The organism is Nonomuraea fuscirosea, assembly GCF_003001935.1.
Lineage (GTDB): Bacteria > Actinomycetota > Actinomycetes > Streptosporangiales > Streptosporangiaceae > Nonomuraea > Nonomuraea fuscirosea.
Genome location: NZ_PVNG01000016.1, coordinates 81,159 through 105,680, shown reverse-complemented (window position 1 = coordinate 105,680; position 24,522 = coordinate 81,159). Strand labels below are relative to the sequence as shown.

14 protein-coding genes are annotated in these 24,522 nt (G+C 73.0%); 3 read left to right on the top strand and 11 right to left on the bottom strand.

Features of this window, described 5'->3' with window-relative positions:
- Positions 1-3: 3 nt before the first annotated feature.
- The 7 genes from B0I32_RS33405 to B0I32_RS33375 all read right to left on the bottom strand — a co-directional run bounded on the left by B0I32_RS33405 (position 4) and on the right by B0I32_RS33375 (position 9,156).
- Complete coding sequence (locus B0I32_RS33405; RefSeq protein WP_106246592.1) at positions 4-957, bottom strand: zinc-binding dehydrogenase; 954 nt, start codon at positions 955-957, stop codon at positions 4-6.
- On the bottom strand, positions 954-3,023 hold the full coding sequence (locus tag B0I32_RS33400) for a type 1 glutamine amidotransferase family protein (RefSeq protein ID WP_106246590.1): 2,070 nt from the start codon (positions 3,021-3,023) through the stop codon (positions 954-956). The genes B0I32_RS33405 and B0I32_RS33400 overlap by 4 nt, the downstream gene beginning before the upstream one ends.
- Before the next feature lie 143 nt (positions 3,024-3,166).
- Positions 3,167-4,084 (bottom strand): sugar phosphate isomerase/epimerase family protein, encoded by a 918-nt coding sequence (locus B0I32_RS33395; RefSeq protein WP_106246589.1) that lies wholly within the window; start codon positions 4,082-4,084, stop codon positions 3,167-3,169.
- Positions 4,081-4,839 (bottom strand): phytanoyl-CoA dioxygenase family protein, encoded by a 759-nt coding sequence (locus B0I32_RS33390; protein WP_106246587.1) that lies wholly within the window; start codon positions 4,837-4,839, stop codon positions 4,081-4,083. Before B0I32_RS33390 ends, B0I32_RS33395 begins: the two co-directional genes overlap by 4 nt.
- Before the next feature lie 28 nt (positions 4,840-4,867).
- A complete protein-coding gene (locus B0I32_RS33385; protein WP_219912127.1) occupies positions 4,868-5,941 on the bottom strand; it encodes a Gfo/Idh/MocA family protein in 1,074 nt (357 codons plus the stop codon).
- 213 nt (positions 5,942-6,154) lie between these two features.
- A complete protein-coding gene (locus B0I32_RS33380; protein WP_106246584.1) occupies positions 6,155-6,637 on the bottom strand; it encodes a hypothetical protein in 483 nt (160 codons plus the stop codon).
- The gene (locus B0I32_RS33375; protein ID WP_106246582.1) at positions 6,634-9,156 is read right to left on the bottom strand and encodes a molybdopterin oxidoreductase family protein; all 2,523 of its coding nucleotides are present in this window, start codon (positions 9,154-9,156) and stop codon (positions 6,634-6,636) included. The genes B0I32_RS33380 and B0I32_RS33375 overlap by 4 nt, the downstream gene beginning before the upstream one ends.
- A gap of 212 nt (positions 9,157-9,368) precedes the next feature.
- Here B0I32_RS33375 and B0I32_RS33370 point away from each other — a divergent pair, with 212 nt between their 5' ends.
- Complete coding sequence (locus tag B0I32_RS33370) at positions 9,369-12,044, top strand: hypothetical protein (RefSeq protein WP_146178403.1); 2,676 nt, start codon at positions 9,369-9,371, stop codon at positions 12,042-12,044.
- Positions 12,045-12,058: 14 nt separating this feature from the next.
- On the opposite strand, the gene B0I32_RS33365 is transcribed toward B0I32_RS33370, so the two are convergent.
- The 3 genes from B0I32_RS33365 to B0I32_RS33355 all read right to left on the bottom strand — a co-directional run bounded on the left by B0I32_RS33365 (position 12,059) and on the right by B0I32_RS33355 (position 17,520).
- Positions 12,059-12,703 (bottom strand): SRPBCC domain-containing protein, encoded by a 645-nt coding sequence (locus tag B0I32_RS33365; protein ID WP_245956187.1) that lies wholly within the window; start codon positions 12,701-12,703, stop codon positions 12,059-12,061.
- Positions 12,704-12,861: 158 nt separating this feature from the next.
- Positions 12,862-13,998 (bottom strand): hypothetical protein, encoded by a 1,137-nt coding sequence (locus B0I32_RS33360; RefSeq protein WP_106246579.1) that lies wholly within the window; start codon positions 13,996-13,998, stop codon positions 12,862-12,864.
- An 18-nt stretch (positions 13,999-14,016) separates the two neighbouring features.
- The gene (locus tag B0I32_RS33355) at positions 14,017-17,520 is read right to left on the bottom strand and encodes a WD40 repeat domain-containing serine/threonine protein kinase (RefSeq protein WP_181308048.1); all 3,504 of its coding nucleotides are present in this window, start codon (positions 17,518-17,520) and stop codon (positions 14,017-14,019) included.
- Positions 17,521-17,709: 189 nt separating this feature from the next.
- Here B0I32_RS33355 and B0I32_RS33350 point away from each other — a divergent pair, with 189 nt between their 5' ends.
- Both B0I32_RS33350 and B0I32_RS33345 read left to right on the top strand, forming a co-directional pair.
- Complete coding sequence (locus B0I32_RS33350) at positions 17,710-18,492, top strand: NAD(P)H-binding protein (protein WP_106246576.1); 783 nt, start codon at positions 17,710-17,712, stop codon at positions 18,490-18,492.
- A gap of 168 nt (positions 18,493-18,660) precedes the next feature.
- Positions 18,661-21,774 carry an AfsR/SARP family transcriptional regulator gene (locus tag B0I32_RS33345; RefSeq protein ID WP_106246574.1) on the top strand — a complete coding sequence of 1,038 codons (3,114 nt, stop codon included), beginning with the start codon at positions 18,661-18,663 and terminating at the stop codon, positions 21,772-21,774.
- Here B0I32_RS33345 and B0I32_RS33340 read toward each other — a convergent pair.
- Entirely contained in the window at positions 21,752-24,484 is a 2,733-nt protein-coding gene (locus B0I32_RS33340; protein ID WP_146178401.1) for a lantibiotic dehydratase family protein, read from the bottom strand. The two genes, B0I32_RS33345 and B0I32_RS33340, sit on opposite strands and share 23 nt — an antisense overlap.
- Positions 24,485-24,522 lie beyond the last annotated feature (38 nt).

Sequence of the window (24,522 nt, the reverse complement as noted above, 5' to 3'; positions counted from 1 at the left end):
GCGTCACGCCTCCGGGAACGTCACCACCGCCTTCACGAACCCCTCGGGCTTGTCGCGCAGGGTGACGAAGGCGGCGTTGATCTCCTCCAGCGGGAAGCGGTGGCTGACCAGGCCGTCCATCGACAGCACGCCGCCGGACAGCAGCCGCATCCCGGTCTCCATGCCGCGCATGATCACCCCGACGTCGCGGAAGTGGGCGTTGACGATCGTGAAGGCCATCCAGTTCCAGTAGGAGAGCGGAACTGTGCGGTCGGCGCCCTGGTGGAAGCCGACGATCGCGATCGTGCCGCTCATCCGGGTGACGTCGCCGCACGCCGTGAGCGCGGGCTGGGTGCCGGTGCACTCGAAGGTGACGTCGGCGCCGCGCCCGCCGGTGAGAGAGCGTACGACGTCGGGCAGCGACTCCTTCGTCACGTCCACGGTGCGGGTCGCGCCGAGCCGCGCGGCGCGTTCCAGCGCGTCGGCGCGGGCGTCGGCCACGATCAGCTGCCGGGGGCCGCGCAGGGCGGAGAGCCGCTGCACCAGGTTGCCCATGAAGCCGGCCCCGATGACGACCACGTCGTCGCCGAGGCGGGCGGCGGCGGCCTCGACGGCGTTGAGCGAGCAGGCGATCGGCTCGGCGAGCGCCTCGTCGAGGGGGCCGTCGCCGGCCGGGAAGCAGTACGCCGCGCGCACCGCGACGTACTCCGCGAAGCCGCGTTCGGTGACCCAGACGCCGACCCGGTCACCGACCGCCGGCTCCGTGACCTCCGCGCCGGCCGCGGCGACCACGCCGCTGACCTCGTGGCCCGGGTAGCGGGCCTCCCCTGGTGGCGGCCCCGTCTGCCAGGTCTCCAGCTCCGACGCGCACACGCCCGAGGCCACGACGCGGATCAGCACCTCGCCGGGACCGATCGCCGGGACCGGAGCGTGCTCGATCTCGAAGGTCTCGCGCCCGCGCAGCGCCGCGATCCTCACGGCAGCTCCCCGTCGTGGAAGACCACGATCGTGTACACGCCCAGCGAGTCAAGCCGTACGACGTGCGCGTCGTCCTCGCGGGCCGGCGTCAGCGGCGTCCGCGTGCCGTCGCTCGCGACCATGGTCGCCTGTCTCCTGGCCTCGGGCAGCCGCACGCGGAGCGGCACCCCGGTGAGGGCTCGTACAGCGTCGGCGTCGCGGTCGTAGTCGTAGTTGACCAGGTGCAGCGCGTAGGAGCCGTCGGCGAGGTGCTGGAGGTTCGCGGCGACCTGCGCGGTGGTCCCGACCTGCCTGCCGTGCGGGAGCAGTTCGCCGAGCACGTCGTGGCGGGCGGTGCGGACGCCCGGGTGCGGCGGGAGTGAGCTAGCCGCCCGGTCGGTGACGACGACCGTCCCGCCGGCCGCGAGGTACCCCTCGACGGCGGCGGCCTGGCTCGCGGTCAGCGCGTGCACGTCGGGCAGGATCACGGTCGAGTAGCGCAGCAGCGCCTCGGCGCCGGACCGGTCGGGAGCGGTGACGCCGTCCGGCCAGATGACCACGTCGTACGGCACCGCGGCGTCCGACAGCGTCCTGGTCACGACGCGGTACGGCACCACCACCGACTCGTCGCGCGCGTTGCTGGTGTTGTCGCTGACGTCCGCCTTGCCGATCAGCTCGCGCGTGCTCTCGACGCTGAAGACGACCGCGACCTCGTTGGCGGTCCTGCGCGCGAACAGCCATTCGTGGCCGGCCAGGAACGCCTGGATCTCGCTCGCCAGCTCGTGGGGGGCGTAGAAGGAGTCCTCGATGACGCTGCCCATCCAGGAGCCGTAGGGCACCGACATGTTCGCACCCATCGCCGCCGCCTCGAACGACGACAGCCGGAACAGGTCGTGGCCCTTACCCTTCCCGAGCAGGCCGATCAGCTCGGGGACGACGCCGCCGTACGGGTTCTCGACCACGACGACGTCCTTGCCGCCGGCGAACGCGGCGACGTACCGGTACCACTCGGGCTGGCGGTAGGTCGTGTTCCGCATCTCCGTGATGATCAGGTCCACGTCGTCGGCGAGGGCGAGGTACATCGGTTCGAGGTTGAAGAAGTTGCCCGAGACGATGATCTCGCGGCCGCGCGACCTGCCGTACGCGCGGGCGAAATCGGCGAGCTCGGCGAAGTACTTCTTGATCGACCGGCACTGGAAGGCGTAGTAGTCGCCGAACAGCGGCGCCGACGCGCGGCCGGTCTTGAAGTCGTGGCCCTGGGCGAGCAGCCAGTCGCCGTAGTGGAACGTCTCCAGGTCGACGCCGTCGAGCAGCGCGTTCGCGGGCCTGCGCTCCTGGAGGTAGGCGCGGAAGCCCTTCATGCAGTCCTTGCAGAAGCAGGCGCCGTACTGGAACGCGCCCATCGGCAGCTCGGCCTCGTCCAGCTGGATGCCGTCGACGCCGGCGTCGATCTGGATCCTGATCACGGCCTTGAGGTACTCGCGCCAGACGGGGTTGTTGCGGTCCATGTAGAAGCACTGATGTTCGCGATCAGGGCATTCCACCCAGTGCGCGTGGCAGGGCCGGCCGTGGATGTCGCGGGCCACGCACTCCTCGATCAGGTCGGTGACCGGCTCGCCGTCGGAGTTGACCAGCCCGCCGGGGAAGTAGTGCTCCACCGGCTTCCAGAGCTTCGGGTAGCGGTTGGCGGAGAACTCGCGCAGCCCCATCCAGTCGCGCTTGCCCGCGCCGCGCAGCTCGTTCAGGGCGAGGACGGCGTCCTCCGCGTCGGTCAGCTCGACCGGGAACTCCCAGCCCTGGGCCTCGAACACGATGCCGAGCACCTTGATGCCGCGCTCGTGGCAGGCGGCGATGAACTCGCTGTCGTTGACGAAGCCGTAGAAGCGGGAGCGGGCGTCGACCGGGCCGAACGCCTCCTGTTCGAGGTACGGCAGGGCCAGCGAGCCGCCGCCCATGGCCGCCCACACCAGCACGGTGGCGTGGTAGTCGACCAGGTCGTCCACCATGCGCAGGCGGCGCGGCGGAAGGCTCGGGTGGTAGCAGTGCTGGCGGGGGAACCAGGCGTCGAAGTAGACACCGCGGTGCATGGGACGAGCCTCCTGGCGGGTCGATCAGGTGCGGGCCGATCAGGTGGGTCGAGCAGGTGGATCGAGCAGGTGGATCGAGCAGGTGCGGTCGTGCGAGGCCGATCAGGTGCGGACGTGCGGTCAGGTGCGGACGTGCGGCGCGGTCAGGTGCGGATGTGCGGGGCGAGGACGGCCTGGGCGATGGCCAGGCCCTGGCGGACGCGGCCGGGGTCGCCGCTCCAGACCGGGTCCTCGTGTTCTACGGAGACGACGCCGTCGTACCCGTTCCCGCGCAGCGCGTCGATCAGCCGCGGCCAGTCGACCTCGCCGTGGCCGGGGACGCGGTAACGCCACCAGCCGCTCTCCCAGGGCCGCCGGTCGAGCACCTGCCCGAAGACCCCGTACCGGTTGCGCGCGTCGGGGTGCACCTCGACGTCCTTGGCCTGGACGTGCAGGATCCGTTCCGCGTGCGCCTCGATCGCCGCGATCGGGTCGATGCCGAGCCAGACCAGGTGCGAGGGGTCGTAGTTGAGCCACAGCCCGAGCTCGGCCATCCAGCCCCACAGCTCGGGCGAGTAGGCGAGGTTGGCCGGGTAGCCGTCGGGATGCCAGCCCTCCATCGGGCAGTTCTCGATCACGAGGCGGACGCCGCGGGCGGCGGCGTACTCGGCCAGCGGCGGCAGCACCCGTTCGGCCAGCCGCAGGTTCTCCGCCGTCGTGAGCGTCACGTCGCGGCCGACGAACGTGCCGACCAGGCCGACGCCGAGCAGCTGGGCGGCGTCGACGCACCGGCGCAGGTGCGCGTGCGTCGCCGCCCGCACCTCGGGGTCCTGGTGCAGGTTGTTCTCGTAGTACGCGACCGCCGACATGCTCAGGCCGTGCCGGTCGAGCAGCGCGTTGACCCTTTCGGCCTCAGCCGGCCCGAAGTCCTCGACGTTCAGATGCCCGGCCTCCCAGTCGCGTCCCGGCCGCCTGGGCCAGGCCGCGACCTCCAGGGCGGCGTACCCGTGCGCGCCGGCCCAGCGGGCGATCTCCTCCAGCGGCTCGCCCGGCAGGCAGGCGGTCAGCAGCCCCAGCCTCATGCGCCGGCCGGCGCGTTCGCGTAGTCGTTGCCGGCCAGGTCACGCCCGCGGGCCAGCCAGATCCTCCAGCCCTCGTTCTGCGGGACGTCGCGCATCTTCACCGAGCTCGGGAAGTACCGCATGGTGTAGCCGGTGCGGCGCCTGGCGCTGGTGTTGGCCCTGGCGCCGTGCACGATCCGGCCGTCGTGCATCGAGAACTCGCCGCGGCGCAGCTCGAAGGAGACGGCCTTCGACTCGTCCACCCCGGCGAGCTCGGCGTGGAAGGTCTGCTCGGTCATGTCGGTCGGCCGGTAGCCGTCGGAGAAGCCGCCGTTCAGGTGGGAGCCGGGGATGACCCTCATGCAGCCGTTCTCCTCGGACGAGCCGTCTTCCAGGGCGAGCCAGATCGTGACGATGTGGTCGTAGTCGTCGAACCGTCCCTCCCAGAACGCGCTGTCCTCGTGCCACGGCGTGGCCCGGCCGGTGAAGGGGTCCTTCGAGATGAAGTGACTCGACCAGAGGGCGATGTCGGGGCCGATCAGCGGCTCGATCCAGTCGAGCACCTCGTCGGAGAGCAGCAGGTCCAGCAGCCGTTCGTCGCGGTAGTGCGGCGTGTCGAGCTCGTCGGAGAGTTTGTCGCCCTTGTCCCTGAGATGCTCGTTGAAGATCTGCTCCAGCCAGGAGAGGCGGGCCTCCGGCAGCAGCGGGCGGCCCGGCAGCAGGTAGCCGTGCTCGCGGAAGAACGCCACGTCGGCGTCGGTCAGGGTCTCGGTCATCGCGGTGGCGCCTTTCTGGGGTGGTCGGTCAGCGTTTGTCCAGGGCCCGGATGATGTCGACGAAGAGCTCCATGTCCTGGAGGTAGTCCTCCGGGGTCGTCTTGGGCGTGCCGCCCGTGGTGACGACGTCGTGGAAGTGCTCCAGCTCGTAGGTGTAGGGGTCCTTGAGGTGGGGCCGCCGCACGGAACGCACGTAGGAGTCGCCGTCGGTCAGCTCCAGGTGCAGCGTGGTCGGGAAGTGGCGGACGTACGGCGTGTCGTACTCGACCTTCATGGTGCCGCTGGCGCCGTACACCTCGATGTAGGTGTCGTAGCGCAACTGCTGGTCCACGCCGGTCTCGTAGGTGACGACGAAGTCGCCGTAGTCGAGCAGGGCGACGACGTAGCCGCCGGCGCGCCACATCTTCGCCGCCGAGACCTCCTTCGGGCGTCCGAGCAGCTCCCGCATGGCGGACAGGTCGTGACTGCCGAGGCCGCAGAGCAGCCCGTACGTCCACTCCAGCTCCTGGGGGACGTCGCCCAGCGCCTCCTTCACCAGCGCCGACCTGCGCGCCCACTTCTCGTCCACGGCCTCCTGGGGGACGTCGTCCGGGCGGTCGACGTAGGACGTCTGGTCGACGATCAGCCGGTTCTCGCCGATCACGTCGTGGACGCGGGCGTAACGGATCGGGCCGAGTTCGGGCAGCTTCGCGACCGCCTCGGTGAACGCCGGTGCGAAACGCCGCATGTAGGCGACCATCACCGTCCTGCCGGACCGGTCGCGGGCCGCGATGATCTCCCGGGCCTCGCGGGGGCTGAGGCACATCGGCTTCTCGACCAGCACGTCGAGGCCCGCGTCGAGTGCCGCGATCGTACAGTCGGCGTGGTATTCGTCGCTGTTCAGCACGATCACACAGTCGAGCCCGCCGTCGGCGATCATCTCGCGGTGGTCGGAGTAGCGGCGCCCGACGCGGTGACGGTCGCCGACGCGCTCCAGCAGGCCCGGCGAGAGGTCGCAGATCGCGGCGATCTCGTAGCGGCCGGGCAGCGACTCGAGCACGGGCAGGTGGATGACCTGGGCGACCTCGCCCAGCCCGATGACGCCGACGCGCAGCTTGCTCAACTGGGCACCTTTCGGTAGTCGGGGGTCCGGGGAGCGCTCGGATCGCCGGGCATGGTGGGCGCTCAGGCCCTCTCTCGGAGGCTGTGCAAATCGGTTTGCTAGACGCCACGGTAAGCCGCTCCGCGCCTTCCGGTCAACGCCGCTCGGACGCGCCGGGGCATGCGCGGAGGATGCGGGCCGGAGCCGCCGGCCCATCGGCGTGCGAACGGTCTCTCAGCTGACCAGGGCCTGGGTCGCCGACTCCTTCAGCCGCGCGTTCGCCCAGCGCGTCTGCCGCAGGGTCTCCGGATGGCAGCGCTCGGCGAGTTCGAGCAGTTCCCGCTGCCTCGCCCCCTGCGCGGCCTGGGCCAGCAGCTCCCAGTCGAGGGAGACCCCGGAGGCGACGCGGTACAGGTGCCGGAAGTCGGCCAGCATGAGCAGCGAGGGCTCGGAGCGGCGGCCGAGCCACTCCGCCGCCTTCTCCCTGATCCGTTCCATGACGGTGGAGTCGCCGGCGGGTGCCGGGTCGAGGTCGAGCCCGTAGTCCGCGCCGATCCTGGCCAGCTCGCGGACGTGGTCGTGGCACCACCGGACCAGGTCACGGGCGACGTGGTACGTCTCATGGTCGGCCTTGTGCCGTTCCGACAGGCGGAGCAGGACATGGGCCAGCTCGTTCTCCGAGCGGTGCAGCTCACGGATCACCAGATCGAGTTTCATGACACGCCCTCCGCCGGCAGTCTCCGCTCGCCGTCCCCCGCCGGTGGTATCCGCTCGCCGGCCCCCGCCGGTGGTATCCGCTCATCGGCCTCGGCGGCGCTTCCGCCCGCCGTCGCCGGAACCGCCGACGGCGCGACGGGCCTGGACGCGGTGGTCGTAGGCGCCTTCGACGGCACGCGGCCGGCCCGCTCCAGCAGCGCGACCCGCGCGGCCGCGGTCTTGAAGATCGGCTGTTTGGACACCGGGTCCCAGTCGGTGATGGTCAGCTCGTTCGCCGCCCGCCCAGGACCGTCTCCGGGGCCGTGCCCGCCCGGCTCGTCCCAGTATCCGTAGTGGAACGGCAGGAAGAGCACGCCGTCCCGGATGCCCGACACGCGCAGCCGGGCCCGTACGCTCCCCCGCACCGTCGCGATCTCCAGCAGATCGCCCTCGCCCAGGTCCCGCGACTCGGCGTCGCCCTCCGACATCTCCACCCACACCTCCGGAGCCGCCCGCCGCAGTTGCGGCGCCCTGGCGGTCTTGGTCCGGGTGTGGAAGTGGTACAGCGTACGCCCGGTGGTGAGCCAGAACGGGAAGTCCTCGCCGGGCGGCTCGTGCGGCGGGAAGAACTCGGCCGCCTTGATCACCGCCTTGCCCTCGGGGTTGAGCGCCCGGTACTCGGTGGGAGACAGCGGCGCGCCGGTGATCATGTCGCGGCCGTAGCTCTCGCAGACCTGCGGGGCGCTCCAGAACGCGCCATCGGCGTAGATCCGCTCGGTTCCGTCAGGGTGCTCCTCATCGCAGGGCCACTGGATACCGCCGTGTTCGCGCAGTTTGTCGTAGGACAGGCCGCTGTAGTCGCATGGCCGCCCTCGCGAACACTCCTTCCAGCCCTCGAACGCGCCCTCCGGGTCGCTCCACTTCACCAGCGGTGCGCCGTCGCGGTCCTTCAGGCCCAGCCGGTGGGCGAAGTCGAGAAAGATGTCGAGGTCCGGGCGGGCCTCCCCCGGCGGTTCCACCGCCTTCTCCGACAGGTGCACCGTACGGTCCACGTTCGTGAACGTCCCGGTCTTCTCCCCCCAGGTCGCCGCGGGCAGGACCACGTCGGCCAGCTGCGCGGTCTCGGACAGGAAGATGTCCTGCACCACGACGAACAGCCGGTCCTGGCCCAGGATCGAACGGATGCGGCGCAATTCGGGGAGCGACACCGCCGGGTTGGTGCCGCTCACGTAGAGGAAGCGGATGGAGCCCTCCTCCATGTAGCGGAACATCTGCATCGCGTGGGTCGGCGGCGAGTAGTGCGGGATGTCCAGGGTGTCGACGTTCCAGATCCCGGCCAGTTCCTGGATGTGCGCGTCGTTCGACCAGTTGCGAAAGCCCGGCAGGTCGCCGTCGGCGCCGCATTCGCGCGTGTTCTGCGCGGTGGGCTGGCCGTTCATCTGCAGGACGCCGCATCCTGGCCGGCCGAGCATGCCGCGGACCAGGTGGATGTTGTTGACCTGGACCGCGGCGGCCGTCGCCTGGTGCGCCTGGTAGAAGCCCTGCAGCACGGTGGACATCAGGCGTCGCGCCGTGCCGATCAGCCGGGCGGCCTCGCGGAGCGCGTCCACGGGGACGTCGCAGATCTTCGCGACCCGTTCCACCGGATACTCCCCGACCCTCCGCTCCAGCTCCTCGAACCCGACCACGTGGTCGCTCAGATACCGCTCGTCGATCCAGCCGTGCTCGATGATCTCGTGCAGCAGGCCGTTCATCAGGGCGACGTTGGTGCCGGGACGGTTCGCCAGGTGCACGGTGGCGGCGCGGGCGACCGGCGTCTCGCGGGGGTCGACGCAGATCACCGCGGGCGGGTTCGGCCCGGCGAGCCGGTCGAGGACGCGCGTCCACAGCACGGTCTGGGTCTCGGCCATGTTGTGGCCGTACAGGGCGATGACGTCGGCGTGGTCGAGGTCGGTGTAGGAGCCGGGCTGGCCGTCGCAGGCGAACGACTCCTTGAGCGCGGCCGCCGCCGTCGCCGTGCACAACCGCGTGTTGCCGTCGACGTGGTTGGTGCCGATGCCGCCGTGCGCGATGAGGGCGAGGGTGTAGTACTCCTCCAGGAACAGCTGGCCGGAGGTGTAGAAGCCGATCGCGCTGGGCCCCTGCTCGTCCAGCAGTTCCTTCGCCCGGCTCGCGACCAGGTCCATCGCGGTGTCCCAGCCGGCCTCGGCCAACCGGCCGCCCTCGCGTACCAGGGGCCGCGTCAACCGGTCCGGCGAGTGGTTGGCCTGCCAGCCGTACAGGTCCTTCGGCCCCAGCCGGCCGTGGTTCACCCGGTCCTCCGCCCGCCCCCGTACTCCGACGACGCGTTCGTCCTTGACCGCGATGTCCAGGGCGTCGCCGTTGCTGTGCAGGATCGACGCGCTCCGCACCCAGCGGTCCACGTCCTCCTCGCGGACTCCCTCACGCAGGAAGGAGTCCACCCGGACCGGCCACGGCTCCCCCGGACCATACGGCGTCCGCGTCCCCCAGGGCTCCGCGATCCTGTCCACCCGCGACATACGTCCTCCCGGCCGATCATTCGGATCCTGGACGCCTGCCCTCGTCTTCCCGGCTCATGCGCGTCGCGCGCGGCTTCACGAGGGCCTCACCTCCCTGTCCCGCGAGGGAACGCCGCATGACGCCGGGACGAGAGCGATGTACAACTGGGGCAGGGGCCCGGCCGATGAGGTGGCGCTGCTCGCCCGCGTCACCGCGAAGGTTGGTGGACAAGGTGGCTTTCGAGCTGGAACCCGGCGTCGAGGTGGAATACGACGAGCACGGGATCGTACGCGGGCTGGAGCACCTGGAGCGGCCCTACTTCGACCTCGGCGAGCGCGACCCGCTCCGGGTCGCGGCCCGGTACGCGAACGACGTGGCGGCCGTCTACGGCATTCCCGGCTCGATGCTCACCGACCTCTGGACGCCCGTGGGCGACGGGCCCGTTCCTGAACCGGCCCTGCTTCGCTTCGCCGAGAAGAAGTCGATCACCCAGGTGACGACCGTCTCGTTCGTGCAGACGGTTCTGTCGCTGCCGATCTGGGAGGCCGGTCTGAGCGTGTCGCTGCTTCCTGATCCGTTACGGGTGGTCGCCTCGCAGAGCAGCGTCCACCTGGAGGTGGACGTCGAGAGCCCGGACGACCATGCCCGCCATCTGCTGCCGATCCCGGACAAGGACCTCGCCTGGCTGCTCGGCCTGCTGGCGGACCCGCAGCCGTCCGACCCACTGCCGGAGATCGGCGGAAGCCGGCTGCTCGTGCACCGCTACGACCCGGCCGCCCGCTTCGATCCCGAAGCCGGTCCGGCCCCCGACGGCACCGCGGGCGGGGTGCCGGTGCTCCCGTTGCGCGCGCTTTCCGACACCGTCGTGGCGGGCCGGCACTACGTCGTCCGCGAGGTGCTGTTCACCTGGCCCGTCCCGGGCGCCGGGCCCGTACGCTGGCGGGCGTTCGTCGACGTGACGACCGGAGGGGTGCTGTACCTGCGGGCCGCGATCGCCGCCGTCCATGGGTACGTCTACCCTCGTGACCCCGTGACCACCGGCGGAGAGCTGAAGGGCGTGGCCGGGGAGCTCGACGCCCGCTGCGCGTTGGAGGAGCTCCGGGGTCTCCAACCCACCGATCCGCAGACGCTCCGCGGCGAGTTCGTGCAGATCGTCGACAGCGAGCCGCCGCACGGCCCGCCACCGTCCACGACCAGCGGCACCTTCCGGTATCCCGTCGACAGCCAGGAGTTCGCCGCCGTCAACGCCTACTACCATGTCGACCGGCTGTTCCGCCTGGTCCAGGAGCTGGGCTTCGTGCTCGGCAAGCTGTTCGACGAGACGATCGGCAAGGAGCCGGTCCCGGTCGACCATCGCGCCGTCCAGGACGAGGACAACGCGTACGCGCTGGGCAGGCTGGGCGGCGCCGGGCTGGAGCGGTTCGTCTTCGGCCGGTCGGCGAAGACGGGGGTCAGCCTGGCCGACGACGCCCGCGTCGTCGCGCACGAGTTCTGCCACGCGCTGCTGTGGGACGCCGTGCACGCGGCGAACCTGACGTTCGCGCACAGTCCTGGCGACGCGCTCGCGGCGGTGCTGTACGACCCGGGATCGAGGGCGCCGGACCGGCACCGGACGTTCCCGTGGACGAGGACGGAGCGCCACCACGGCGGGCCCCTCAGAAAGCTGGAGGACGGGTGGGCCTGGGACGGCGACCGTGACGTCGTCTCCGGCTACGGCAGCGAGCAGATCCTGTCGGCGACCCTGTTCTCCCTCTACTGCTCGATCGGCGGCGCCTCCCCGGACGTGCGCGTCCAGACGTGGGCGTCCCGGTACGCCGCCTATCTGATCATCGGCGGCATCGCCGCGTTGCCGACCGCGGCGTACACGACCGTGTCCCGGGCCGACGCCTACGCCAAGGCGATGATGGTGGCCGACGCCGCTCCGGCCGCCTACGAGGGGCTGCCCGGCGGGCTGCGCAAGGTCATCCGGTGGAGCTTCGAGCGGCGCGGGCTCTACAAGGCCCCCGGCACGGTCCTGCCGAGCAACGATCCCGGTGTCCCCCGCGCGGTCGACGTCTTCATCGACGACGGCCGGCAGGGCGAGTACACGTACCAGGGAGACTTCTGGGAGAGCACCGACATCTGGAACCGGCGGGCCGCGGACGGGGCGGGCATCCACCAGACGCCCGTGGCCGGCGCCGTGAACCACGCCTACGTACGAGTCGGGAACCGCGGCACCGGCGACGCCCGGAACGTCACCGTCCGCGGGTTCCACTGCGGCCCGTCGGCCGGACTCGTCTGGCCGGACGACTGGAAGCCGATGGACACGCCGTCGATCACCGTGCCGGGCCCGATCGTCCCAGGGGGAAGCGTGATCGCCGGCCCGTTCGCCTGGACGCCCACCGCCGGGCACGACTGCCTGCTGATGTGCGTGAGCGCACCGGGGGACCGGGCCGGCAACGATCCGGCCACCTCGCTCGCGTCCGCGAAGGGGCCGATCCCGCTGCACCGGCTCGTGCCGTTCGACAACAACATCGCCCAGCGCGGCATGACGCCCGTCGCGGGTGGCGGCGGGGCGAGCGGCCTCACGCGGAGCCTGCACGGCCGCGGCCTGCGGGTGCACAACCCCTGGCCACGCGGCGCGGACGTCACCGTCCAGACGGACCTGCCTGCCTTCCTGCGCCGGCGCGGCTGGGACCTCACCCTCGCCGCCGGCACGACCCATCGCCTGGAGCCCCGTGCCGGCCGGGAGGTCACCCTCGTCGTGCACCCGGGCGGGAACTTCACGGCCGGCGATGTCACGGCGGCCGGACCGGACGCGGTCATCCGCCTGCGCACCCTGATCGACGGGCTGGTGGTCGGCGGGATGAGCTTCATCCTCGATCCGGCACTGTCCGATCCCCCGCCCGGGCCACAGGAGTCGTCGTAAAACTTTCGATCTCGTCAGTTCGGGTCGGGTGCGTAGAACGTGGTGGTGGCCTCGACCGCGGCCGCGACGTGCTCCGGTTCGCCGCCGGCGGCCAGGTGAGCATCGCCCCAGGCCGCGGCGCTGCGCCTGATGAACTCGCGCCCTTCGGGCGACTTCTGGACCGCCTCGTGGTCGGCGATCTCGCCACCGGCCAGCAGCTGGGCCAGGGCGAGGAGACGCAGGTCCCAGCCGACGCCGCCGGCACCGGGGCCGTAGGTCGGGAAGAGGGGCTCCTCGACGACCGCCGCGTGGATCAGCTCGAACTCGGTGCCGCCGGTCGGGCACGGGGCCAGGCGCACTTCCACCTCGCTCGTGCCCGGCCAGGCGTCGGCCTCCGGCCCGTAGAGCCAGGACACCTTGAGCAGCCGCGGGGGCTCGCACCGGAGGATCTCGCCGTGCTCGCCACCGTCCAGCTCGAACCTCCCGCCTGGCCGCAGGTCCCCGGTGACCGGTTGCAACCAGCGCTGCAGCCGATCGGGGCTGGTCAGGGCGTCCCAGACGTCGTCGATCCGCGCCGCGTATCGACGCCGCAGCTCGATGGTGTACGCGTCACCTGCGGGCACGCTGCCCTTGCCCATCGCTCGGCGTGCGGTGGCCAGTTCATCCAAGATGTCCTTCAAGTCGTGTCCCTTCGCTGATGGATCGGTCTCGTCCGTGCGCAATGCGCCGCCGCACCGGGCCGCCGAGGATGTCGAACGCGTGCACGAACATGGACAATACCAGCATCCACTTATATAAGACAGCGCTGCTAGACGCCCCTCGTCCCGAACGAGACCTCTCAGGTGGGGTCCTTCATCCAGCTGCTCGCGTTGCGCCGGCGGTTGGCCGTGTCGTAGTAGACGATCCGCCAGTAGAAGCCGCGTCCCGGACGGCGGGTCTGCACGCTGTAGCGGCCTCCGCCGGTGTCTCCGCCCTTTCCGTCCTGGCTGTTGCGGATCGGCGCGTACGTGCCGGGATCGCCCGGCCTCGGCTTGGTCTTGCCCTTCGAGTGGTAGACGGCGATCCGTCCGGTGGCCTTGCGCCGGGCCGCGCTGCCCTCCGGGCCGACTTCGATCTCCACGGTGTGCCGCAGCCAGCCGTCCCCCGGCCACCGGAACGTACGGCTCCTGTAGTAGGCCCGGTCCCCGCCGATGTCGGGGTCGTTGACGGTGATGTGCGCGGCGACGCTCCGGGTGCCGGGGCCGGGCTGGGCGGTCAGTTCCAGCTCGGCCCAGAGCAGCCCGCTGGCGATCGGCTCGACCAGTGCCGAGAAGCGCCCGTCCGCGCCGGTGTCGACCTGGCCGAGCGAGTAGGACTCGCCCCGTACGTCCGTCAGGTAGTTCAACGAGACGATCTGGTGGCCGAACGGCTCCCAGACGTGCTTCACCTCTCGCTCGACCGTCCCGGTCACCTCGATCGCCTCGCCCAGGTCGATGCCGCCGCTGGACAGGTTCGTGGTGATCCGGACCGGCGCCCGCAGCCAGTCCCGGCGGACCTGGAACTCCTGCTCGACCTGGTTGCCGCCCAGCTCGATCACCAGCCGCCACCGCCCGGTGAGGGCGTCGGGCTGGAACACCCGGGCCCCGGACCAGACCGAGTCGGCGGCGGCGCCGTCGGAGTCGTCGCGGGGCTGCAGCGCCAGGTCCGTCGCCTGGCCGTCGGGGCCCAGCAGGCCGGCCCGGACGGCGGCGGGCTCGGTCAGGTACACCTGGAACTCGACCTTGACGCTCTGGCCGCCGAGGACGACGACCGGAGGCACGACCTCGATCTCCTGGACGATCGGATCGATCGGTTCGATCACCTCGGCCGGTCCGGTCTCGTCGGCCGCTCCAGTCGCATCGGCCCCGGTCGCGTCGGCCCCGGTGGCGTCGGCCGCTCCGGTCTCGTCGGTCGGCGGGGATGCCGGGGACAGCGGGTCATTCGGCGCTGGGGACATGGTGGTGCTCCTTCGGTGTCAGCAGATCTCTCGGTAATCCACTCCAGGGAGGATTCGCGTCCATTCCTCCTCGGTGAGCGTCGCCCCGCCGATCCGGCGGCAGACGTCGGCCGCGGCCGGCGCCGGATCCACGGGCAGGCTGTGCACCACGCCGTCGGCGCCCAGGCTGCGCAGCGTACGGCCGTCGTCGGTGAAGGCGAGGGCCAGCACCGGACCGGCGTGCAGCGGAACGGGAACTCCCAGCGGACGCTCACCGGCCGGGCGCCACAGCCAGACCCGCCCGCTGGTCCCCGCGGCGGCCAGGATCCCGCCCTTCGGGGCGAAGGCGGCCAGGGAGAGCTGCTCCTGCTCGTCGTCCACGCGCAGGGTGCGCAGCCGGGTGAACCCGGCGGCGTCCCACAGGTCGACGCCCGCGCCAGGACCGCCGGCGGCGATGAACCGGCCGGCGGGGTCGAGGGCGAGAGGACGGCCGCCGTCGCCGCCGGTGCCGAACAACTGGTTCCGGTACCGGCGCGGGCTGGTCAGCTCCGCGACACCGTTGTGCCCGGTGCCGTTGACCGCCAGGAGGCGGCCGTCCCTGCTGAACTCCATCCGCGGACCGCCCCGCAGGCCGAGCGTCTCCACCGGGGCCCCGTCGCGGCGCAGGTCCCACAGCCGCACCCGCTCGGCCTGGCCGCCGCTGTGCGGGGAGACGGCCAGCGTCCCGCCGTCCGGGCTGAAGGCCAGGCCGATGGCCTCCAGGGGCCGGCGCAGGGTGAACGTCCGCTTCCGGGTGCCGGTGGCCACGTCCCAGACGGTCACCCGGGCCGGGTCCGCTCCGGTCGTCGCCAGCATGGTGCCGTCCTGGCTGAAGGCCGCCACCCGCCCGCCGCCCCGGACGTCCAGCCGCCGCGGCGGCGCATCCGGCCCCGCGAGCGTGACGGTGCGGTCCCGCACGAAGGCGACGCGGGCCCGCGCGTCGATCGCGCCGCTCCCGGCGCGCGGCACGATCGGCCGGGCGGAGGTGAGTGCGGCGACGTCGAGCCTGGTCACGGTGCCGTCGCCGTGGCGGTAGCTCAGGGTGCGCGCCGACGCGTCGAAGCGGGGCTCGCCGACGGCTTCGCGGGCGGCGCGGGTCAGCAGCCTGGTGCCGTCGCGCCGCCACAACGTGACGCCCGAGTCGTCGAGCGTGGCCACGTGTTCGCCGTCCGGGCTGAGCGTGACGGCGTGTGCCGTGGCGCCCTCGAAGGCCGGTCCGGCCCAGGTGGTGGTGGTGAGGTCCCACAGCCGGACGGTGTCGCGCGTGCCCACCGCGAGTGTGGTGCCGTCGGGCGAGTAGGCGGCGACGTCGCCCGTGACCGGTCGTGCTCCCCCGGGCGGCGGTAGCGGCGCGCCTCCGCGATCCACCATCTCGTACGGCCGGTCCTCGTACGCCATGGTCGCCGCGGAGCCGTCGGGCGAGACGGCGATGGCCCGCAAGCCGGGATCGGTGCTCGTCCACACCGGCCGGGGCGGCGTGCCGGGAAGGCCGGCCAGGTCCCAGGCCCGCCCGCCGTCCGGGGCGTCCATGACGACCAGCACGTTGCCGCCGGCGTTGAAGGACAGCCGTTCGGCACCGCCGGAGCCGAACCCCGTGCCGATCGCCCGGCCGGTCCGCAGGTCCCACAGCCGGACCGATCGCCTGCCCGCGACGGCCAGCGTGGTCGCGTCCGGGCTCAGCGCGATCGCCGTGATCCCCTCGCCCACGTCGACCGCCGGGCCGCGCAGCCGGTGCCCGCCCCGCACGTCCCACCGCGACACCGTCCCACCGCGTACCAGCGCCAGGGTCGTTCCGTCCGTGCTGAGGTCGAAACGCGCCTCGCCGGGGCCGGCGGGCGGGACCAACACGCGCGACTCCCGCTGGGCCAGCGAACCGTAGAGCGCGCCGGCCGCGGCCGGCTCCGCGGGGGCCAGCCGCCAGGCGGCCACGCTCAGCAGCAGCGCCTTGACCGGGTCCCGCGCGCGCAGCAGCTCGGCCGTCTCCGCCGCCTTCCTGGAGGCGGCCAGCTCGCGCCGCCCGGTGTCGGCCGCGCCCCGCTGGATCAGGATCAGGGTGGTGGCGGCGCTCAGCGCCGCCAGGGCGGCCAGCGCCGCCCTGACCCGCCGGCGACGCCGCTCCGCGCGCCGCTCGTGTGCGGCCGACTCGGTCAGGAAACGCCGTTCGAGCCGGTTCACCCGCACCCGGGGCCCGCTCCCGGCCCACTCCTGCGCGGCGCGCAGCGCGGTGCCCCGGTACAGGTCGGCCGGATCGCGTCCGGACGCCTCCCACGTCCGGGCCGCCTGGCTCAGCAGGCTGTGCAGGCGCAGGCCCGGCCGGTCGGCGTCGATCCACTCCCGCAGCCGCGGCCAGGCACGGAGCAACGCGGCGCTGGCCAGCGTCACCATCTCGCCGTCGCCGGACAGCAGGTCCTCGCCGGCGAACCCGTCGATCACCCGCCGCACCCGCGCGGAGTCCAGGGTGCCGTCCAGCAGCTCGACGGTGTACGCCCGGCGCAGCGTGCCGTCGGCGTCGTCGCCGGGCAGCACCATGCGCAGCACGACGGCGGGAACGACCTCCCTGTCGGCGGGGTCCAGCCGGGTGTAGACGGTCTCGGCCACCTCCCCCAGCGGCCGGTCGGCCGGGGTCCTGGTCACCCGCGGCCGGGGCATCCGCCCGGCGGCGCGGCTGCCCTGGCTGAGCAGCAGCCGGGTCTCGCCCTTGCCGCCGACCAGGCTCAGCAGCAGCGACTTGGCCGTCGGCCGCTCGGCCGGGTCGGGCCGCATCGCCGCCTCGACCAGGTACCGGATGGTCCCGTCCAGTACGGAGAAGTCCGGCGGGCGGGTCAGCACCAGGTGGTAGACCGCCTGCGCCGTCTCCGCCACGAACGGCGGCCGGCCGGTCGCCGCGAACAGCAGCACCGCGCCCCAGGCCCAGATGTCGGCCGCGTACCCGGCCGGTTCGCCGCGCAGCCGCTCGGGGGACATGTAGGCCGGGGTGCCGGCCGGCCACAGTCCCTCGTCGGTGAGCGTGGCCCCGTCGAACCTGGCGATGCCGAAGTCGATCACCCGGGGGCCGTCGGTGCCCAGGACGACGTTCTCCGGCTTCAGGTCGCGGTGCACGACCTCGGCCATGTGGATGGCGGTGAGCGCGGTCACGATCCCGGTGCCGAGCCGGTGCAGCTGCGCCTGGTCGAGAGGGCCGCGCTCGGCGATCGCCCGGCGCAGGCTGGGGCCGTCGACGTACTCGCTGACGATGTACGGCTCGGCGGCGGCGACGTCGGCCGCGATCACCCGGGCGGTGCAGAAACCCGCCACCCGCTCGGCCGCGGCGACCTCCTTGGCGAACCGGGCCCGCGCGCCGGCGCTGTGCGCGCGATCCAGCCGGAGCAGCTTGACCGCCACCCGCTCCCCCGCGGCGTCGTACGCCTCATAGACGACGCCCTGCCCGCCCGCGCCGAGGCGCCGGCCCAGCCAGAAGCCACCGAACTGCCGGATCTCCCCCGCCGGCGATGCCGGGTACCCCATCGAGACCTCCCTCGCCTCGACACCCGCCATCGATAGTGAGGCCGCCACCAGGCTTTGCCAAGAACCCGGCGGGCCACCTCATCGGCCTCCGGGCTCCGGGAGGCTCACCGCCGGACCGGGCGGAAAACGAGTGGCCTCCGGCCGCCCGCGGGCGCTTCACTATGAGCCGTCTGCCACCGAAGGAGTTCCATGATCGTTGTCTCGGCCGCGTCAGGTGCGCTCGGCCACCTCGTCATCGACCGGCTGCGTACCCGGACGGAGGTGGTGACCGCGGTACGAGACCCAGGACGCGCGCCCGCGGGCGTCACCGTCAGGCGGGGCGACTACGACGACCCGGCGAGTCTCCGCGAAGCCTTCGACGGCGCCACGCGCCTGCTCCTGATCTCCTCCCCGGAGCTCGACCCCGCCCGCCGGATCGGCCACCACCTGGCCGCGCTCTCCGCCGCCGCACAGGTGGGCGTCGGCGCCGTCGTCTACACCAGTTTCCTGAACGCGGGCACGGTCGCCACCGGGATGACGGAGGCCCACCACGCCACGGAGCGGGCCATCCTGCGCAGCGGGCTGCCGTACACGATCCTGCGTCACCCCTTCTACGGCGACGCGTTCATCCCGGAGATCTCCGGCGGCGAGCTGACCGGCAGCGCCGGGGGCCGGGGCCTGAACACCGCCTTCCGCTCCGACCTGGCCGAGGCGGCGGTCAACGTCCTGACCGGCGACGGCCATCTGGGGCGGGCCTACGACTTCACCGGCCCGCTGTGGAGCCATCCGGAGGTGGCCGAGGCGCTCGGCGTGCCGTACCGCGAAGTGCCGGACACCGCTCCCGGCCCCATGAGCCGGCTCAACGCGCAGGTGCGAGCCGGCGCCCTGGAGCAGCAGACGCCGGACCTGGAGCAGGTGCTCGGCAGACCCGCCGAGACCATGCTCTCCCGCCTGCGGCGTCAGCCGCTCTCCAGCGAGGCCGGCCACCGGTAGCGGTGCCGCGTCTCCTGGCCGGGCCGGCCGCTCACCCCGGCCGGCGAGCGACTGAGCTGACCGCTGGGGTCGACCCGGAGTGAAAGAAGTTTGCAATCGTTTCTTCACCGCCTGGATCACCCAAACTGGCCGCTTAGGTTTTACAGTGCGTCCAGCCGAGGGAGCGCGATGGAGTTCGGAATACTGGGTCCCCTGACCGTGTGGCGCGAGGGTGAGCAGCTCGATCTCGGCACGCCCAAGGCGCGGGTGCTGCTGGCGGTGCTGCTGTGCCGGGCGGGCACGATCGTCTCCGACGATCAGCTGGCCGGGGCGCTGTGGGGGGACGACCCGCCGAGGAGCGCCACCAAGAACGTGCAGACGTACGTGCACCGGCTGCGGCGCCGGCTGGGTGACCCGGCGCGGATCGTACGGCAGGGCTCCGGATATCTGGTGCCGCCGGTCCGGGACGAGCTGGACGCGGCGAGGTTCGAGGCTCTGGCCGGGTCCGGGCGGGCGGCGGAGGACGCCGGTGAGCCGGAGCAGGCGACCCACCGCCTGCGCGAGGCGCTGGAGCTCTGGCGCGGGCCCGCGTTCTCCGGCCTGACCGATGTCCCGATGCTGGCCGCGGAGGCGGCGCGGCTGGACGAGGTCCGCCTGTCGGCGCTGCAGTCGCGGATCGCCGTGGATCTGCGGCTGGGCCGCCACGCCGAGCTGCTGGGCGAGCTGACCGCGCTCATCGACGCGTACCCGCTGCGGGAGCGGCTGCGCGCGCAGCTGATGCTGGCGCTGTACCGCTGCGGCCGGCGGGCGGACGCGCTCGCCGAGTACGCGCGCGCCCGCAGGACGCTGATCGCGGAGACCGGCCTGGATCCCGTCGAGGAGCTGCACGAGCTGCACCAGCGGATCCTCACCCAGGACCCCTCGCTCGACCTCGTGCCCCGCGCCGCGGCGACGGCCGGGGAGACCCGGCGCCCGCCGGCGAAGCCGGCTCACCGTTACCTCGCCGCACGCCCGGCGGATGACCCGGGGGCGCCCGTGCCCGCCGAGTTACCCCCGGACATCGCGGACTTCACCGGCAGAGACCGCGAGGTGGCCGATCTCACCGCGGCCCTCACCAGACCGCGGCCCGGCACCGTCGCCATGGCGAGCATCGCGGGCCTGGGCGGCCTGGGCAAGACCACGCTGGCCGTGCACGTCGCGCACCGGATCATGGGCCGTTTCCCGCACGGCCAGCTCTACGCCGACCTGCGCGGCGCCTCCGCCGATCCCGCCCGCCCCGAGGACGTGCTCAGCCGGTTCCTGTTCGCCCTGGGCGTCAGCACCACCTCCATCCCCGACTCGCTGGAAGAGCGCGTGGCGCTCTACCGGAGCAGCCTGGCCGGGCGCAGGATCCTCGTCCTGCTCGACAACGTCGCCGGTGAGGAGCAGGTGCGGCCGCTCCTGCCCGGAGCTCCCGGCACGGCCGTGCTGCTCACCGGGCGGGTCCGGCTGGTCGGTCTGGAGGGCGCGAGCCTGCTGGAGCTGGACGTCCTGCCGTCGGCGCAGGCCATGGCGCTGCTGGGCCGGATCGTCGGCGACGAACGCGTCCAGGACGACCCGGACGCGGCGCTGGAGATCACCCGGCTGTGCGGGCGGGTCCCGCTGGCGGTGCGCATCTCGGCGGCCAGGCTGCTCGGCAGGAGGCAGTGGAGCCTGTCCCATCTCGCCGGCGTCCTGGGCGAGGAGCGGCACCGGCTGGACGAGCTCGTGGCGGGCGACCTCGACATCCGGGCCGGATTCGAGATGAGCTACCAGACGCTTCGGCCCGGCGCGCAGCGCGCCTTCCGGCTGGCGGGCCTGCTCGACGCGCCCGACTTCGCCTCCTGGACGGTGGCGGCTCTGCTGGACGTGCCGGTACGTCAGGCGGAACGCGAGATCGAGATCCTGGTCGACGCCCACCTGCTCACCCTCACCGGCCCGGACGAGACCGGCGGGCTCCGGTACCGCTTCCACGACCTGATCCGGTTGTACGCGCGCGAACGGGCACAACGCGAGGACCCGGAGACCGAGCGCCTGGCCGCGCTCCGGCGGGCCCTGGGCGCGTGGCTCGCGCTGGCGGAGTCCGCGGCGGAGCACGTTCCCGGCCCGTGTCACGCGCTCATGCACGGTCCCGCGCCGCGCTGGCGGCTGCCCGCCGGGGTCGCCGGGCCGCTGCTGGCCGATCCGATGGCCTGGTTCGGCGCGGAGCACGCCGCGCTGATGACGGCGGTCGCGCAGGCGTGCGAGGCGGGCCTGCCGGAGTTCGCCTGGGATCTCGCCGGTTCCACCGAGACGTACCTGAACGTGCGCGGCCTGTACGACGGCTGGCAGCGCATGCACGAGCAGGCGCTCGCGCTCTGCCGGCGCACCGGCGACCAGCGCGGCGAGGCCGTGCTGATGCGCGGCCTGCTGGAGGTCACCACGTGGAACTCCCCGGCGGGCCCAGGCCCGGCGATGCGGCGGATGCGGGCCGGCGCGACGGAGCTGCTCGACCTGTTCACCACGCTGAACGATCCGGTCGGCATGGCCGACGCCCTGGCGACCCTGGCGTGGAGCATGACGGCCGACGGGAACGGCGGCGCGGAGGCGCTCGCCCTGGCCGGGCGTGCCCTGCGCACGGCCGCCGACGCCGGCTACCTCGGCGGCCAGGCGCGGGCCTACCACGTGATGGCGATCATCCACGGCGAGGACGATCCACAGGCGGCGCACGCGGTCCTGCAGGAGGCGGCGAAGGTCGCCGAGGCGCTGGGCAACCCGCACTACACCACGACGGTCACCCAGTTCCTCGGCGCGGCGAAGGCGTTCTGCGGCGACGCCGAGGGCGGCCGCGAACTGCTGGAGAGCTCCCTGGCCATGGCGCGCCGGCTGAACTACCGCTATCTGGAGACGTTCTCGCTGCTCTACCTCGCCAAGCTGCTCGCCGCGATCGGGGACCCGCGGGCCAGGGCGACCGCCGAGCTCACGCTGTCCTACAGTGAGGACGGCAACTTCGGCCACTACCTCGCCGACGCGCTCAGCGTGCTCGGGCAGCTCGACCTGGCCGAAGGGGACGTGCCCGCCGCCATCGCCACCCTCGAACGCTCGGTGCGGGTGTGGCGGACCCGCGGCTCCATCCCCTACCTGGCGCGCACGCTGCGCTCACTCGGCGACGCCCACGCCGCCGCCGGGGACCGCCGCGCGGCCGGGGCCGTCTGGGAGGAGGCGCGCGAGCTGTTCCGCTCGATCGCGCACGAGAGCGGCGTGGAGACGCTGGACGACCGGCTCAGAGCGGCGAACCGGCGGTGACGTCCAGGACCAGCTCGGCGACGTGGTGATCGCCGCTCTGCGCGGCGGACGGGTCGGGCAGCGCCTCCTCGAACGTCACCAGCGCCGTGCCGGGCCGGCGCAGGGCCGCGGCGAACCCGCGTACGAGCAGCCAGCTGCCGAAGTCGAGATACATGGGTTTGTGCCACTTCTCCTGGGTCTGGGTCCACGATGCCGGGGACGTGGTCAGGCGCTCGGCCACGCTCTCCGGTTCTGGACGGGTACGGAAGAAGCACCGGCGGGGGATCCCCTCGGCCCGCCGCCACTCCGCGAGCCGGAGCAGGAACCGGCTCTCCTCCTCCCCCTGCCTGGGCAGCGGCACGTCGCCGGCGGGGAACCTGGTCTGCGCCCGTCCGGCCACGAGCGAGCCGACGACCAGGCGGGGCCAGTCGCGGCGCCGATCGCGCGGCGCGGCGCGGGAGGGGTGCGGCGGTGGCAGGATCGTGAGCGGCGGCACGTCGCCTGACAGCACCGTCAGCAGCAGCGAGAACGGCGGCAGGAACTCCCGCGCGGCCGCCCCGGTGTGCACGACGCGCACCTCGCGCCCGCCGGTCGTCGCCAGTCCGAGCAGGCCGCTCTCCCCGTCGAGCCGGACGACGAGATCCTCGATCCGCAGCCGGGCGGCGCCGTCGCGCCCGATCAGGCCGGGGGTGCCGCCGAGCTGGTACGGGAGGCATCGGCGGTGGTCGTTGAGCGAGATGCCGAACCGGCTGCCGAACGCCGCGTAGATCGGCCCCGCGCCCGGGTCCGCCACGCCGGTCCCCCGCCGGCCGGTCAGATGGTCGAGGCGGGCGCGTACGGAACCGAAGCCGGCGCCCAGCGCGTTGACCACGCCGAAACCACCGGCGGGCTGGACGTAGGCGCTGATGGACCGCACTTCGGGCACCCAGGGCGGGTAGGCCGCGATGGCCGTTCGCAAGGCTTCCGCGGGCACGGTGACGGGTCCGCTCGTGCCAGGTTCGCTCGTGCCTGGTCCGGTTGTGCTGGGTCCGATCGTGCCAGGTCCGCTCATGCCGGGTTCGCCGGCGTCGCGCGGGTAGGGCGAGAGGGCCGCGAGGGCGTCGGCCATCACGTCGCTCAGCCGGCGCACCCGGTCCAGCACGCTGTCCTCGGGATGCCGCGCCGACGGTGCGACGACGCTGCCGCGCAGCTCGGCGCCGATCTCGTCCTCCGCCGTCACGGCCCGCTGGTACTCGCGGTAGAACGCGATCACGGGAAGGGGGCCGCGTTCACGCAGCCGGTCGCCGAAGAGCTCGGTCAGGGCCAGTCTGGCCGGCAGGTGCGGCGCGAAGGGAGCGATCCAGCGGCGGATCAGGTCCAGGTCGCCGGCGACCGGCCGCCACGCGCGTGCCGAGCAGACGGCCGGCGGCTCCGCGGCCACCGCCGTGTCACGGACGTTCACGGTCGTCAGCGTGGTGAACATGGCGTGCTGCGGGTCACCCGGCGCGGCGAACCCGGCCAGCTCGCGCAGCCCGCTCACCACCGCCTCGCGGCGAGCCCGGTAGGAGACGGGATCGCCGACCGCAGGACGCACCGCCAGCGCGGCGGCCGCCCGCTCCAAAGCGACCGACAACGCCCGGGCCTCGCTTTCCATCCCTTGCCGTGCCCATGCGGCGGCTCCGACGAGCACCTCGTGCGGGTACGCGACCGGCAGCCCGGGCACGAGGAGGCCGGCGTCGAGCAGGTGGTCGAGGAAGGCGTCGACCTCCTCGTTCAAGGACGCGTCCCCTGCGGTGAGACGTTCCCTGAGCACGTGGCGGGGCAGTCCCTCGGGCTCCCCACCCAGCAGCTCCACCAAGGCGAGAACGGACGGCCGCGCGGGGACGGCGCAGTAGCGCTCGCCGCCGAGCAGTCCGAGCATCCCGAAGCCGCGCAGGAACACGACCTGCTCACCCAGACGCTGGGCGGAGGCGTTGAGCGCGATCGGCGCCCGGCCGGACAGGGCCGGATGGCCGAGCACGAAGGCGGCGATGCTCTCGCGGATGTGGTAGTAGGACAGCTCGAACGCGCCGGACCGATCCACCGGGCGCGTCCCGACGGCGGGACCACCGGCTCGCCACAGCACGGGGCCGCTGGTGGTGAACGTGCTGAGCGGGCTCGTCTTGGTCACGGCGCGGGCCAGGTAGCGCGCGAGCGTCGTCGTGGTGCCGGTCCTGGGCGTGCGTCTCGGGTCGGCGATCCATTTCTCCAGTTCGGCCGCGAGTACGGGGCTCGTACCGCCGAGCGCGATCCGGAACCCCGGGTCCGTCGCGGCCTTCAGCAGCGCGTTCAGGCCGGACTCCCGCTCGGCGGCGAGCACCCGGGGCAGGCGGTCCTCGGCGGCGGCGAGGGCGGCGGCGTCGGCCAGCCAGCCCGCGATCCCGCGCGACACCTCAGCCGGCAGCCGCCCGGCGATCTCCGGCGTCCACTCCCCCGCGCCCGGCCGCCGCCCGGCGTGCAGGGCCCGGCGCAGGCCGACGACGCGCGGGCGTACACCGTCTCTGGGCAGGTCGCCGATCACGCCGTGCAGCGCCTCGGCGAGAGCGCGCCCCTCCGCTCGGTGCCCGTCACGGCGCGTCAGCACGTCGTCGAGGGCGGCGGCCAGGCGCGGCGAACGGAGCCCGTCGAGAGCCGCCGCGGCCAGCCCCGCGACCCGGACCACCGCGTCTCCCGTCACGCCCGCCATCCGCGCGGACGCCTGCGCTGAGCTCATCGATCTCCTTCGTGCTCCGGGCTGCGGTCCGGATGGGT